Genomic DNA, 13,895 nt, shown 5'->3' on the forward strand with positions numbered 1-13,895 from the left:
GACCGGGTCGCGCCCACGACCGGCCTGGAGGCCCGTGGCGGCGCCGCCACGGGCCTCCAGGCCGTCAGACGGTGCGGATGGCGCTCGTCGCGCCCAGGGCCCGGCCACGTCGACGCTCGATGGCGCGTCCGACGAACAACAGCCCGACGCTCACGAGGGCGCCGAGGGTGGTCTGCGCGACGCGGTCGAGGGCGAGGAGCTCCGGCGCCTCCGGCAGGCTCAGCCACGACACCGCGAGGGCGAGCGGCGTCAGGAACAGCAGGCAGACGGCGTAGTTCCGTGCGACGAAGATCTCCGCGAAGAACTGCCCCACGACGGCGATGACGACGATCCACCACGCCGACGGTTCGAGCAGCAGGATCCCGACGGCGATGACGGTGCCGCCGATCGTGCCGACGAAGCGCTGGAACGCCCGGATCACGGTGTGCCGCTGGCGGAGGGCGGGCAGGGTCGACACCACGGCGATGACCGCCCAGTAGGGGTGTCCGAGCCAGGGGATCACCGACGCCACCGCACCGGCGACGAGCGAGCCGACCACGTTGAGCGCGACGGTCTCCCAGAGTGCCGGAGTCGCGAGGATCGCGAGCGACCGGTGCTTGCGGTCGGCGAGCGGCCGGAACCGGTGCGGGGCGCGGGGGTGCCACAGGTGCCGGATCACGAAGCCGGACATCGCGACGAGCCACGCCCAGACCACCGAGCAGCCGATGATCGTCGCCACCAGGGGCAGGTCGGCCGGTCGGACGGGCACCAGGGCGGAGACCACGAACGCGAACACGGGGAAGATCGGCTGCGCGGGGATGGCCCGGAGCGTCGACAGGGTGCAGACGGCGATGACGAGCACGACGACGAGCCCCGCCGCCTGCATCCAGAGCGGTGACCCGAGCAGGGCGACGCCGATGCCTGCGAACATGCACAGCGCCTGCAGTGCGCCGGCGACCCCGGTGGTGACGGCCCGCTGCCGGTAGGGCTCGGTCGCGCCGAAGATCGCGGTGAACCCGGCGAACATCGCGAACGCGGCGTAGCCCGGCATCCCGAGGGCGATGAGCAGCGCGAGAGGCGCACCACCCGCGATCGCTGCGCGTGCCGCGCCCTCGAGGTTGATCGTCCGGGTCGAGTGCGCAGGTGTCGTCATGTCCCGACCATCTTCCCACCGCGACGGGTGTCGTGGAGTCGCCACGGGCCTCCAGGCTTGGTCCGACGGCACGCTCGCGCGGCGACCCTCGTTGGTATACCAACCTGGTAGAGTCGCCTGATCGTGCCGCGGTCGCGGCGCAACGACGAGAACGAGGGAGTCGAGCTCATGGGTAGGACGCTCGCCGAGAAGGTGTGGGACGACCACGTCGTGGTCAAGGGCGAGGACGGCAACCCCGACCTCCTCTACATCGACCTCCACCTCGTGCACGAGGTGACGAGCCCGCAGGCGTTCGACGGTCTGCGGCAGGCCGGACGCCCGGTCCGTCGCCTCGACCTGACCATCGCGACCGAGGACCACAACACCCCGACGCTCGCGATCGACCGCCCCATCGCGGACCCGACGAGCCGGATCCAGATCGAGACGCTCCGTCGCAACTGCGAGGAGTTCGGCGTCCGCCTGCACTCCCTCGGCGACAAAGAGCAGGGGATCGTGCACGTCGTCGGCCCGCAGCTCGGCCTGACGATGCCCGGCATCACCGTCGTCTGCGGCGACTCGCACACGAGCACCCACGGTGCCTTCGGCGCGATGGCGTTCGGCATCGGCACCTCCGAGGTCGAGCACGTCCTGGCGACGCAGACCCTGCCGCTGAAGCCCTTCAAGACGATGGCGATCACGGTCGAGGGCACCCTGCGTCCCGGCGTCACGGCGAAGGACATCATCCTCGCGGTCATCGCGAAGATCGGTACCGGCGGCGGACAGGGCTACGTGCTCGAGTACCGCGGCTCCGCGATCCGTGCGCTCTCGATGGAGGGCCGCATGACGATCTGCAACATGTCGATCGAGGCCGGTGCCCGGGCCGGCATGGTCGCCCCCGACCAGATCACCTACGACTACGTCCAGGGCCGCGACCACGCGCCGACCGGTCAGGACTGGGACGACGCCGTCGCGTACTGGGACACCCTGTCGACCGACGACGACGCCGTGTTCGACGCCGAGGTCTTCATCGACGCCGACGAGCTCGAGCCCTTCGTTACCTGGGGCACCAACCCCGGCCAGGGCGTCTCGCTGTCGGAGAACGTGCCTTCGCCTCTTGACTTCGAAGACCCGAACGACCAGGCCGCTGCGCAGCGGGCCCTCGACTACATGGACATCGCCGCCGGCACCCCGATGAAGGACATCGCCGTCGACGCGGTGTTCATGGGTTCCTGCACGAACTCGCGCATCGAGGACCTGCGGGCCTTCGCGTCGATCATCCAGGGCCAGCAGAAGGCACCGGGCGTGCGCGTCATGGTCGTGCCCGGCTCTGCCCGCGTCCGGCTCGAAGCCGAGGCCGAGGGGCTCGACGTCGTGATCAAGGAGTTCGGCGCCGAGTGGCGGTTCGCCGGGTGCTCGATGTGCCTCGGCATGAACCCCGACCAGCTCGCACCGGGGGAGCGCTGCGCCAGCACCTCGAACCGCAACTTCGAGGGGCGCCAGGGCAAGGGCGGGCGCACCCACCTGGTGTCGCCGCTCGTCGCCGCCGCCACTGCGATCCGCGGCACGCTCTCCAGCCCGTGGGACCTCGAGAACGCCGAAGCGAACACCGTCCTGGAAGGGGCAGTCTGATGGACAAGATCACCACCGTCACCGGCATCGCGGCCCCGCTCAAGCGGTCGAACGTCGACACCGACCAGATCATCCCCGCGGTCTACCTCAAGCGCGTCACGAAGACCGGCTTCGAGGACGCCCTTTTCTCCGGCTGGCGGCAGGACCCTTCGTTCGTGCTCAACCAGGAGCGCTACCAGGGTGCTCGTGTGCTCGTCGCCGGCCCCGACTTCGGCACCGGCTCGTCCCGCGAGCACGCCGTCTGGGCGCTCCGCGACTTCGGCTTCGCGGTCGTGATCTCACCCCGGTTCGCGGACATCTTCAAGGGCAACGCGGGCAAGCAGGGCCTGGTCACCGCGATCGTGACCGAATCGGAAGTCGAGCGCCTCTGGGCCGCCATCGAGGCGAACCCGGGCATCGAGGCGACGGTGGACCTGGTGGCGCAGCGCGTGTCGCTCGGGGATGTGGACGTCCCCTTCGAGATCGACGCTTACACTCGTTGGCGGTTGATGGAAGGGCTCGACGACATCGGGCTCACCCTCCGTGACGAGACCTCGATCACGGAGTTCGAATCCCGCCGCTCCACATGGCGGCCGAAGACATTGCCGGTGAAGTAGTGAACTCTCTCGTACAGGACGCAGCAGCCGCAGGGGCGCGCGTGGGCCTCAAGTCGGACGAGATCGTCATCCGCGGGGGCAAGCCACTCGTGGGACGCATCGAGGTCCGTGGGGCGAAGAACCTCGCGACCAAGGCCATGGTGGCTTCGCTGCTCGGTGACACCCCGTCGATCCTCAAGGACGTCCCGGACATCTCCGACGTCAAGGTCGTCCGCGGGCTGCTCGAAGTGCACGGCGTGCGCATCACCGATCCTGCACGAGGCGAACTCATCCTCGACCCGTCGAACGTCGAGTCGGCGCACTTCGCCGAGATCGACGCCCACGCCGGCTCGAGCCGCATCCCGATCCTGTTCTGCGGCCCGCTGCTGCACAAGCTCGGCGAAGCGTTCATCCCCGACCTCGGCGGCTGCCGCATCGGCGACCGCCCGATCGACTTCCACCTCGACGCGCTCCGCGCCATGGGTGCCGTCGTCGACAAGCAGATCAACGGCATCCACCTGACGGCCCCCAACGGGCTGAAGGGCGCCTCCATCGAGCTGCCGTACCCGAGCGTCGGCGCGACCGAGCAGGTCCTGCTGTCCGCGACCCTCGCCGAGGGCGTCACGGAGCTGCGGAACGCCGCGATCGAGCCCGAGATCATGGACCTCATCGCGATCCTGCAGAAGATGGGCGCGATCGTGTCCGTCGAGCCGAACCGCGTGATCTTCATCGAGGGCGTCGAATCGCTCCGCGGCTACACGCACCGCGCGATCAACGACCGGAACGAGGCCGCGAGCTGGGCGTCCGCAGCACTCGCGACCGACGGCGACATCTTCGTCGAGGGCGCGAAGCAGCAGGAGCTCATGACGTTCCTCAACGTCTTCCGCAAGGTCGGCGGCGGCTTCGACATCCAAGAGGACGGCATCCGGTTCTACCGGGAGCGCGACACCCTGAAGCCCGTCGTCATCGAGACCGATGTGCACCCCGGCTTCATGACCGACTGGCAGCAGCCGCTCGTCGTGGCCCTCACGCAGGCCGAGGGGCAGAGCATCGTGCACGAGACCGTGTACGAGAACCGGTTCGGCTTCACCGAGGCCCTGAACGAGATGGGCGCCGACATCGTCGTCCACAAGGAGGGGCTGCCCGGGCACGACCGCCGTGTCGCACGCCGCCCGTTCGAGCAGGCCGCGGTCATCACCGGCCCGACGACGCTGCGCGCTGCGAACGTCCGCGTCCCCGACCTGCGCGGCGGCTTCAGCCACCTCATCGCGGCGCTGACCGCCGAGGGCGAGTCCCACATCACCAACGTCGGCATCATCAGCCGCGGCTACGAGCACTTCATCCCGAAGCTGCGGAAGCTGGGCGCCGACTTCGACTTCGCTGGCTGAGCCCGGTGTCTGCTGCTTCGTCGTCGGGTGACGGCCCGTCGCAGGGTGACGGCCCGTCGCGTGGTGACGGCCGGTCGCGTGGAGACGGCCAGTCGCGTGGTGACGGCCGGGAGGCCCGTGGTGCGTCCGCCATGCAGGTCGCGACCGGCCTGCCGGTCCGTGGACGGCGTTGGAAGCGTGGGGAGCTCAACCCCGCGTTCCGCATCGTGGCGTCGATCGTCATCCCGACGTTCCGGTTCTCGTCGAACTACCACTGGTACGGCCCGAACCGCCTGCCGGCGGACGGTGCCTTCGTGCTCGCCCCGAACCACTTCACGAACATCGACCCGCTGGTCGTCGGCACCGCCGTCTACATCAGTCGGCGGGCCCCACGGTTCCTGGCCAAGGCGTCGCTCTTCAAGGTGCCCGTGTTCGGCAAGCTGATGTCCGGAATGGGCCAGATCCCGGTCGAGCGCTCCGGCCGCACCCGGCTGAGCGACCCGCTCGGCGGCGGGCGGTCGCTCATCGAGCAGGGTGGGGCGATCATCGTCTACCCGGAGGGCACGCTCACCCGTGACCCCGACCTGTGGCCGATGCGCGGCAAGACCGGGGCCGTCCGGATCGCGCTCGAGAACGACGTGCCGCTGATCCCGATGGCGCACTGGGGCACGCAGGGCATCATGGCGCGCTACTCGAACAAGCTCCGCCTGTTCCCGCGGTCACGCGTGGACGTCATCGTCGGCGACCCCGTCGACCTCTCCGCCTACCGTGGTCGGCCGATCGACCAGCAGATGCTGATCGAGGCCACCGAACTGCTCATGCAGCGCATCACGGAGCTGCTCGAGCAGCTCCGTGGCGAGCAGGCCCCGAAGACCCGCTGGGACCCGGCGGCGAACAACCAGAAGGAGACCGGCCGGTTTGAGTGACCTGCGACCGCACGACGACCGACCCGACCCCGTCGCCGCGGCGCCAGGGGCCTTCGACACCGCCGCCATCCGCGTGGTGATGCAGTCGACCGACAAGCCGCGCGTGGCCGTCATCGGCGCCGGCAGCTGGGGCACCACCTTCGCGAAGGTCCTCGCCGAGGGCGGCGCCACCACGGTGGTGTGGGCCAGGCGGCCCGAGGTCGCGCGGGAGATCACCGAGACCAAGCGGAACTCCGACTACCTGCCCGGCATCAACCTGCCGCGCACCCTGACCGCGTCGACGTCGCTCGAGCAGGTGCTCGACGGCGCCTCGCAGGTGTACGTCTCGGTGCCGTCCCAGACCCTCCGGTCGAACCTCGCCGCGATCCGCGAACTGCTGCCGGCCGAGGTGCCCGTGGTCAGCCTGATGAAGGGCGTCGAGAAGAGCACCGGCCTCCGGATGAGCGAGGTCCTGCTCCAGGGGCTCGGCATCGACCAGGACCGCATCGCCGTCGCGAGTGGACCGAACCTGGCGCTCGAGATCGCTCGACGGCAGCCGACCGCCGCCGTGGTGTCGTCGTCGAGCGTGGACACCGCCACCGCCGTCGCCGCGGTCGCCACGAACCCGTACTTCCGGTCGTTCATCAACACCGACGTGATCGGCACCGAGTTCGGCGGCGTGCTGAAGAACCTCATCGCCGTCGCGATCGGCATCGTCGACGGTGTCGGCTACGGCGAGAACACCAAGGCCTCGATCATCACCCGCGGTCTCGCCGAGATGACCGAGTTCGCGGTGTCGCTCGGCGCACAGCCGTCGACGCTGTCCGGGCTCGCCGGCCTCGGGGACCTCATCGCCACCTGCCAGTCGCCGTTGTCGCGCAACAACACCGCCGGCCGGCTGCTCGGACAGGGGTACCGGTTCGACGAGGTCGTCCGGCAGATGAACCAGACCGCCGAGGGCCTGGCGTCCGTCGCCCCGATCCTCGAGCTCGCCGCGGCGAACGGTGTCGACATGCCCATCGTCAGCCAGGTCGGCGAAGTGCTCGCCGGTAGGCTCGATCCGCGCAACATCGCGCCGCACCTCACCGAGACCGACGAGCCCCAGGGCGAGTGAGCGGACCGGTCGGGTCCGCACGACACGAAGGGACACCCGTGCCCACGATCCCCGAGGGAACCCCCATGCCCACGACCACCGTCGCCGTGCTCTTCGGCGGTCGCTCCAGCGAACACGAGATCAGCTGCGTCACCGCCGGCGGGATCATGGACGTGGTGGACCGCACCGAGTACCAGCTGGTGCCGATCGGCATCACGAAGGACGGCGCGTTCACCCTGCAGCCGGACGACCTGGCGCAGTGGACGCTCCGTGAGGGCGAGCTGCCGACGGTGCCGGACAACGGCACCCGCGTCGCGTTCCCGACCTCCCCGGCGTCGCGCGACCTGATCGTGTCCCACCCGGACGGAACCGTGACGACGGTCCCCGACGTCGACGTCGTGTTCCCGATCCTGCACGGTCCGTTCGGCGAGGACGGCACGATCCAGGGGCTGCTCGAGATCGCCGGACTGCCGTACGTCGGCGACGGGGTGCTCGCGAGCGCCCTCGCCATGGACAAGCACGTCGCGAAGGCCGTCCTCGAGCACGCCGGCCTGCGGGTCGCCCCGTGGACGACGGTGCTCCGCCGCGAGTGGGCCGCAGAGCCCCTCGGTATCGCTGAGACGATCGCGGCGCACGGCTGGCCGTTGTTCGTGAAGCCGGCTCGCGCCGGGTCGAGCATGGGCGTCTCGCGGGTCGACGGCCCGGACGAGCTCGCAGCCGCGATGGACCTGGCGTTCGAGCACGACTCCAAGGTGATCGTCGAGCCCCGGGTCGTCGGCCGCGAGGTCGAGGTCGCCGTGCTCGAGGGCCGCGACGGTGTTCCCCGCACGAGCCTCCCCGGCGAGATCGTCGTGGCCGAGGACGGCTTCTACGACTTCGCGTCGAAGTACCTCGGTGGCGACGAGTCGCTGCTGTGCCCGGCACCCCTGAGCGAGGACGAGACCGACGAGATCCGCTCCATCGGTGCTCGGGCATTCGAGGCGATCGGCGGCTCCGGGCTCGCCCGGGTCGACTGCTTCCTGACCGATGACGGCTTCGTGGTGAACGAGGTCAACACGATGCCCGGGTTCACCCCGCTGTCGATGTACCCGCGCTGCTGGGCGGCGTCCGGGGTGTCCTACGGCGAGCTCGTGACGGAGCTCATCGAGCTGGGTCGCGCCGCCGTCCGCTGACGCGCGGCGGGGCTCAGCCCTGCGACGACGTTGGTTTCAGCCCTGCACGTCGGACGGGTCCAGGCACCGGGTTGGTCGGCGCTGTCCCGTCCTTCGGCTCAGCCCTGCACGTCGGACGGGTCCAGGCACTGGGTTGGTCGGCGCTGTCCCGTCCTTCGGCTCAGCCCTGCACGTCGGACGGGTCCAGGCACCGGGTTGGTCGGCGCTGTCCCGTCCTTCGGCTCAGCCCTGCACGTCGGACGGGTCCAGGCACTTGTGCCCGTCCTTCGGCAGCGTCGACACGGCGCTGGCGAGGTCCTGCAGGACCGCGCTGCCGGTCTTCGACGTGTCGACGACGACCTGCACCGCGGGGGAGCGCCCGAACGTCGTGTAGACGATCTGCTCGCCGCGGTCGTCCCGGATCCAGTCGATCGAGCCGAGCGAGAAGCACGGCAGGTCGGACACCGTCGGCACCGCGACCCCGCAGTGGTACAGCGCGGCCTCGGGGTCGCCCCACGCCGCGGTCGACTGCGCGTTGGTGTTCCGCAGGTCGTACGTCGAGTCGACGACGGCCGGCAGGCGTACCTGGGCGGCGGCGCACGCAGCGGTGTTCGCCGAGGGAGCTGCGGACATGCCGACGGCGTTCGTGCACCCGGTGAGCCCGGCGGCGAGGGCGATCACGACCCCGGCGATCGCGAGGGTGCGAGGGGTGCGGCGCGCAGTGTCCATCGTCGTCCAGGCTACCGTTCTCGTGTGGACGCGACGTACGACGCCTGGGCCGGACCGACCGTGGGGGAGCTCGGCGAGTTCGTCGTCCTCGACCGCATCACCCGGCGGCTGCCGACCGGGTCGCCGATCGTCGGTCCCGGCGACGACTGCGCCGTCGTCGCGGCTCCCGACGGTCGCTTCGTCGTCACGACGGACATGATGGTGCACGGCCCGGACTTCCGGTGGGCGTGGTCATCGCCGGAGGACGTCGGTTGGAAGGCCGCCGCCACGAACCTGTCCGACGTCGCGGCGATGGGTGCGGTCCCGAGTGGACTCGTGATCGCCCTCGCGGCGCCGCAGGACACGCCCGTCGCGGTGCTCGAGGGCATCGCGGACGGCTTCCGGCTCGCCCTCGACGCCCTTTCCCCGGGGTGCGGTGTGGTCGGTGGCGACCTGTCCACGTCGGCGACGTTCACGGTGGCGGTGACGGCGTTCGGCGACCTCGAGGGCCGCTCGCCGGTGCTCCGGTCGGGTGCGCGCCCTGGTGACGTCGTCGCCGTGTCCGGGGAGCTCGGGCGAGCGGCACGGGGGCTCGCCCGGCTGTTCCACGACGGCGTCGACGCGCAGGGTGAGCCCGACCGTGCGGCGACCGGGGCGAGCGGTGCCGACCGGGACCCCGACGTCGGACGACAGCGGCGCCCGGTCCCGCCGATCGCCGACGGACCACGCGCGGCGGCTGCGGGCGCGACGGCGATGCTCGACCTCTCCGACGGGCTCGCGATCGACGCCGGACGGCTCGCTCGCGCGAGCGGGGTGACGCTCGACCTGTCCGACGCCGCGGACCTGGACGACGTCGCGCTGCACGGTGGAGAGGACCACGGCCTCCTCGCGACGTTCCCCGCCGATGCCGTACTGCCCGGGGGGTTCCGCCGCATCGGGGTCGTGCGGGAGCACGGCGACGCGGACCTGCTGCGTGGTGGGTCTCCGGTCCCGACCACCGGCTGGGACCCCTACGCCGACTGGGACGGCGCCGCCGGCTGACCCGCGGGCCGTCGGCTGGCCGTCGACGCTGCCCGGCGCCGTCCGCAGCCGGCATGGCGGAGCCGACCCGGGCCTCCCGGTCGTTGCGTGTGCATGTTCCGACAAGGCACGAGTCGATCGCCTCGTGTTCTGTCGCAACTCGCGCGCGCAACCGCGCGCGCAGCACGCCGCGCCGCTCAGGAGGGCGTCACGGCCTCCCACGCCACGGTCTCGCCGTAACTGCGCTTGCTGAACGGCTCGAGCCCCGTCGGCCACGCCGGCTCGGGCGAGCGCTTGCTGCGCTCCACGACCACCACGGCGCCCGCGGTCAGCCGCGGCACCAGTGCCTCGAGCAGCTCGGCGATCTCGTGCTCGGTGACGTCGTACGGCGGGTCGATGAAGACCAGGTCGAAGGTGCGCACGGTGCCACGGACGAACCCGAGGGCCGGCTGCGCGTGCACGTCGATCCGCACGCCGGGTACCCGCTTCTGGACCGCGCGGGCGTTCTCGCGGCACGCTGCCGCCGCGCCGGAGGCCCGGTCGACCAGCACGACCTCGACCGCCCCGCGCGACGCCGCCTCGAGCCCGAGCGCCCCGGTGCCCGCGTACAGGTCGGCCACCGCCCGGTCGTCGACGAGCCCACGGGCCTCGAGCGACGAGAACAGGGCCTCGCGCACGCGGTCGCTCGTCGGCCGGGTGCCGGACTTCGGCACGCGGAGCGTCGTGTTGCCGGCGGCTCCGGCGATGATGCGGGTCATGCAGCCACCGTATCGGCCCGTCGGGCCGGTCCCGACGTTCTCCACAGGCCGGCCTGGAGGCGCGTGGTGCGTCGGCGGTGCCCGGTACCGTTGGACCCGTGGTCACCTCCGGAACCCCCGCTGCGCCGGCCGCGCCCGACCTCGGTCCGGCGCCCCTCGACGCGCGGCTCGCGAACGTGCTCGGCGGTCGGACGGCGACCGCGATCGAGAAGGCGTTCGGGTACCGCACGGTGGGCGAGTTCCTCGAGCACGCGCCGCGTCGGTACGCCGAGCGCGGTGCCCTCACGGCGCTCGACTCGCTGGCCATCGGTGAGCCCGTCACCATCGTGGCCGAGGTCGTCGACGTCCGCGAACGCACGATGCGGGCCCGGCGCGGCTCGATCCTCGAAGCCAAGATCGGCGACGGCAAGGGGCTGCTGACCCTCACGTTCTTCAACCAGGGGTGGCGCACGAAGGACCTCGTGCCCGGTGCCCGCGGCATCTTCTCCGGCAAGGTCAGCGACTACCGGGGCGCCCGGCAGCTCGCCCACCCCGACTACGAGCGCTTCGACCCCGACGACCCGCGCGCCACGGCCGAGCCCGGTTCGGACGAGGCGATCCGGTGGTCCCGCCAACCGATCCCGATCTACCCGGCGACGGCGTCCCTCACCTCGTGGCAGATCGCGAAGTCGATCGGCATCGTCCTCGACACCCTGCCCGACCTGCCCGACCCGGTCCCGGCGTCGGCGCGCACGCGCCTCGACCTCGTGCCGTTCCGGCGTGCCCTCGAACTGCTCCACCGTCCGGAGAAGGTCGCCGACTTCAAGCGGGCGCAGGACGCCCTGCGCTACCGCGAGGCGTTCGTGCTGCAGACCGCGCTCGTGCAGCGCCGGATCGCGGCCAGACGCACCGCGGCGACCCCACGGGTGGCGGGCTCCGGCGGGATCCTCGAGCGGTTCGACGCCACACTGCCGTTCACGCTGACCGACGACCAGCGTGCCGTCGGTGCCGAGGTCGACCAGGACCTCGCTCGGACGTGGCCGATGCACCGACTCGTCCAGGGCGAGGTCGGTTCCGGCAAGACCCTCGTGGCGATCCGGGCGATGCTCACCGTCGCCGAGTCCGGCGGGCAGTCGGCGTTGATCGCCCCGACCGAGGTCCTGGCGGCGCAGCACCTCCGGTCCATCGTGAAGTTCCTCGGCCCGGACCTGGCGGCCGAGCTCCGTCCGGTGATCCTCACGGGCTCGCAGTCCACCGACGAGCGTCGACGGGCCCTCCTCGCCGCGGTGTCCGGCAGCTCCCGGCTCGTCGTCGGCACGCACGCGCTGCTCGGCGACCGTGTGGATTTCGCCGAGCTCGGCCTCGTGGTGGTCGACGAGCAGCACCGCTTCGGCGTCGAGCAGCGCGAAGCGCTCCGCACGAAGGGTGCGACCCCGCCGCACGTGCTCGTCCTCACCGCCACGCCGATCCCGCGGACGGTCGCGATGACGGTGTTCGGCGACCTCGACGTCTCGACCATCACCGGGATGCCGTCCGGCCGCGCCGGGGTGGAGACCTTCACGGTGCCGCTGGCCGAGCACCCCGGGTGGGAGTCCCGCATCTGGTCGCGGATGGCGGAAGAGCTCGACAAGGGGCGTCAGGCGTTCGTGGTCTGCCCGGCGATCGACGACGCCCACACCGAGGACGACGGCGAGCCCGCACCGGACGGCGCCGAGGACGACAGCCCGAAGCGTGCCCCGGCGACCGTGCTCGCCACCGCCGAGCGCATGCGCACGATGCCGGTGCTCGAGGGCCGCCGGATCGCGGTGCTGCACGGCCGCATGACGGCAGAGGAGAAGGACCGCGTGATGACGTCGTTCGCGGCCGGCGACCTCGACGTCCTGGTCGCGACGACCGTGATCGAGGTCGGCGTCGACGTGCCGAACGCCGCGATGATGGCGGTGCTCGACGCCGACCGGTTCGGCGTCTCGCAGCTCCACCAGCTCCGCGGACGCATCGGCCGTGGCGAGTGGCCGGGTGTCTGCCTCCTCGTCACCTCCGCCGAGCTCGAGACCACCTCGCGCGAACGGGTCGACGCCGTCTCCGCCTCGGACGACGGCTTCGAGCTGGCCCGGGTCGACCTGGAGCTCCGGCGCGAGGGCGACGTCCTGGGCGAGCGGCAGTCCGGCGGCCGGTCGTCGCTGAACCTGCTGCGGGTGGTCGAGCACGCGGACCTCATCATGGACGCGCGTGAGGAAGCCGAGCGGGTGCTCGAACCCGATCCCGAGCTCGAGGGCGCACCCGCCTTGCGTGAGGCGTTGGCACGGCGCCTGGACGAGTCCGACGCCGCCTTCCTCGGCAAGAACTGAACAGGCGCCGGTCGCCGCGGCACGGACCGGTATCGTCGCTGCCATGGCGCAGATCGCGGTGGTCCCCGGTTCCTTCGACCCCGTCACCCTCGGGCACCTCGACGTGATCGGCCGCGCGGCCGGACTGTTCGACGAGGTGCACGTGCTCGTGGTGCACAACCCGGACAAGAAGCCGGCGATGTTCGAGGCGGTGGACCGGGTGCGGCTCATCGAGGAGTCCCTGGCCGAGGTCGGGACCCCCGGCACCGTGCGGGTCGGGGAGTGGACCTCCGGGCTCCTGGTCGACTACTGCCTTCAGGTCGGCGCGAAGGTGCTCGTCAAGGGCGTGCGCTCCGGCGAGGACGTCGCGTACGAGACCCCGATGGCGATCATGAACCGGCACCTGGCCGACGTCGAGACCGTGTTCCTGCTGCCGGACGCGTCGCGTTCCCACGTGTCGAGCTCGCTCATCCGCCAGGTCTCCTCGCTCGGCGGCGACGTCACGCCGTACGTGCCCCGCGTGGTCGCCGAGGCCCTCGCCGCGCGCTGAGCCGTCGCCCTGCCGCGGCTGCGCCGTCGTGCTGCCGGCGCCGCGCCGCACGCTGGACGGTCCGGCGCGCGGACACACCCCCGGCTGCCTCGACTCTCGGCCGGGTTCACGCTAGGCTTGTCGATCGTGTCTTCCCCCGTGAACAGCCCCTACGCCCTGCGCGTGCGCGACCTCGCGCACCGGCCGGGCGAGATGCGCGAGCACTCGCTCGACATCGAGGTGCCCGACGCGATGGGAGCCGGTCTGATCGCCGTTCGCCAGGGCGCCGATCTGCACATCGACCTCCGGCTCGAGGGCCTGCACGAGGGCGTCCTTGTCTCCGGGCACGCCTCGGCCGACGCGACGGGGGAGTGCTCGCGCTGCCTCATCGACATCAGCGAACCGGTCGAGGTCGATTTCGCCGAGCTGTTCGCGTATGATGCCTCGGAGGATTTCGACTTCTTCGTTCGTGACGACCACGTCGACTGCGAACAGGTCGTTCGAGATGCGGTGGTGCTGTCGCTGCCGTTCCAGCCGGTCTGTCGACCGGACTGCCCAGGCCTCGACCCGGTGACGGGTGAGCGACTGGCCGATCTCGATGAGCAGCCCGTTCACGAGACGCTGGACCCGCGCTGGGCTGCCCTGACCGGCATCCAGCTCGAAGCAGCCGAACGTGCCGCCGACGGCGACACCACCGACACCACGACCACCGAGGGCGAGGAGCGGGCCGAGGCCGAGTAGGC

13 protein-coding genes are annotated in these 13,895 nt (G+C 71.4%); 10 read left to right on the forward strand and 3 right to left on the reverse strand.

Annotated elements, in window-relative coordinates; genetic code table 11:
- Positions 1-64: 64 nt before the first annotated feature.
- Positions 65-1,132: an FUSC family protein gene (locus EDF19_RS16785; RefSeq protein ID WP_123682016.1), complete on the reverse strand. Its 1,068-nt coding sequence runs from the start codon at positions 1,130-1,132 to the stop codon at positions 65-67.
- A gap of 168 nt (positions 1,133-1,300) precedes the next feature.
- On the opposite strand from EDF19_RS16785, the gene leuC reads away from it, so the two are divergent.
- The 6 genes from leuC (at position 1,301) to EDF19_RS16815 (ending at position 7,852) form a co-directional block, all read left to right on the forward strand.
- Positions 1,301-2,740 (forward strand): 3-isopropylmalate dehydratase large subunit, encoded by a 1,440-nt coding sequence (leuC, locus tag EDF19_RS16790; protein ID WP_123682176.1) that lies wholly within the window; start codon positions 1,301-1,303, stop codon positions 2,738-2,740.
- Positions 2,740-3,336, forward strand: a complete 597-nt coding sequence (leuD, locus tag EDF19_RS16795; protein WP_123682017.1) for a 3-isopropylmalate dehydratase small subunit — start codon at positions 2,740-2,742, stop codon at positions 3,334-3,336. Before leuC ends, leuD begins: the two co-directional genes overlap by 1 nt.
- Positions 3,336-4,703, forward strand: coding sequence for a UDP-N-acetylglucosamine 1-carboxyvinyltransferase (gene murA, locus EDF19_RS16800; RefSeq protein ID WP_123682018.1), 1,368 nt, complete (start codon positions 3,336-3,338; stop codon positions 4,701-4,703). Before leuD ends, murA begins: the two co-directional genes overlap by 1 nt.
- Positions 4,704-4,708: 5 nt before the next feature.
- A complete protein-coding gene (locus EDF19_RS16805; RefSeq protein WP_260217255.1) occupies positions 4,709-5,608 on the forward strand; it encodes a 1-acyl-sn-glycerol-3-phosphate acyltransferase in 900 nt (299 codons plus the stop codon).
- Positions 5,609-5,687: 79 nt separating this feature from the next.
- On the forward strand, positions 5,688-6,701 hold the full coding sequence (locus tag EDF19_RS16810; RefSeq protein WP_123682177.1) for an NAD(P)H-dependent glycerol-3-phosphate dehydrogenase: 1,014 nt from the start codon (positions 5,688-5,690) through the stop codon (positions 6,699-6,701).
- 65 nt (positions 6,702-6,766) lie between these two features.
- Positions 6,767-7,852: a D-alanine--D-alanine ligase family protein gene (locus EDF19_RS16815; RefSeq protein ID WP_123682019.1), complete on the forward strand. Its 1,086-nt coding sequence runs from the start codon at positions 6,767-6,769 to the stop codon at positions 7,850-7,852.
- A gap of 222 nt (positions 7,853-8,074) precedes the next feature.
- Here EDF19_RS16815 and EDF19_RS16820 read toward each other — a convergent pair whose 3' ends face one another.
- Entirely contained in the window at positions 8,075-8,560 is a 486-nt protein-coding gene (locus EDF19_RS16820; RefSeq protein WP_123682020.1) for a DUF3515 family protein, read from the reverse strand.
- A gap of 24 nt (positions 8,561-8,584) precedes the next feature.
- Between EDF19_RS16820 and thiL the strand changes: the two genes are divergently transcribed.
- Positions 8,585-9,580: a thiamine-phosphate kinase gene (gene thiL, locus EDF19_RS16825; RefSeq protein WP_123682021.1), complete on the forward strand. Its 996-nt coding sequence runs from the start codon at positions 8,585-8,587 to the stop codon at positions 9,578-9,580.
- Positions 9,581-9,756: 176 nt separating this feature from the next.
- Here the strand turns inward: thiL and EDF19_RS16830 are convergent, their stop codons facing one another.
- Positions 9,757-10,317, reverse strand: coding sequence for an RsmD family RNA methyltransferase (locus EDF19_RS16830; RefSeq protein WP_123682022.1), 561 nt, complete (start codon positions 10,315-10,317; stop codon positions 9,757-9,759).
- A 98-nt stretch (positions 10,318-10,415) separates the two neighbouring features.
- Here EDF19_RS16830 and EDF19_RS16835 point away from each other — a divergent pair, with 98 nt between their 5' ends.
- From EDF19_RS16835 to EDF19_RS16845, 3 genes are all read left to right on the forward strand, one after another.
- Complete coding sequence (locus EDF19_RS16835; RefSeq protein ID WP_123682023.1) at positions 10,416-12,644, forward strand: ATP-dependent DNA helicase RecG; 2,229 nt, start codon at positions 10,416-10,418, stop codon at positions 12,642-12,644.
- A 43-nt stretch (positions 12,645-12,687) separates the two neighbouring features.
- Positions 12,688-13,173, forward strand: a complete 486-nt coding sequence (coaD, locus tag EDF19_RS16840) for a pantetheine-phosphate adenylyltransferase (RefSeq protein WP_123682024.1) — start codon at positions 12,688-12,690, stop codon at positions 13,171-13,173.
- A 138-nt stretch (positions 13,174-13,311) separates the two neighbouring features.
- On the forward strand, positions 13,312-13,893 hold the full coding sequence (locus EDF19_RS16845; RefSeq protein ID WP_123682025.1) for a DUF177 domain-containing protein: 582 nt from the start codon (positions 13,312-13,314) through the stop codon (positions 13,891-13,893).
- Positions 13,894-13,895: the final 2 nt, after the last annotated feature.

It is taken from the genome of Curtobacterium sp. PhB115, assembly GCF_003752025.1.
Taxonomy (GTDB): Bacteria; Actinomycetota; Actinomycetes; order Actinomycetales; family Microbacteriaceae; genus Curtobacterium.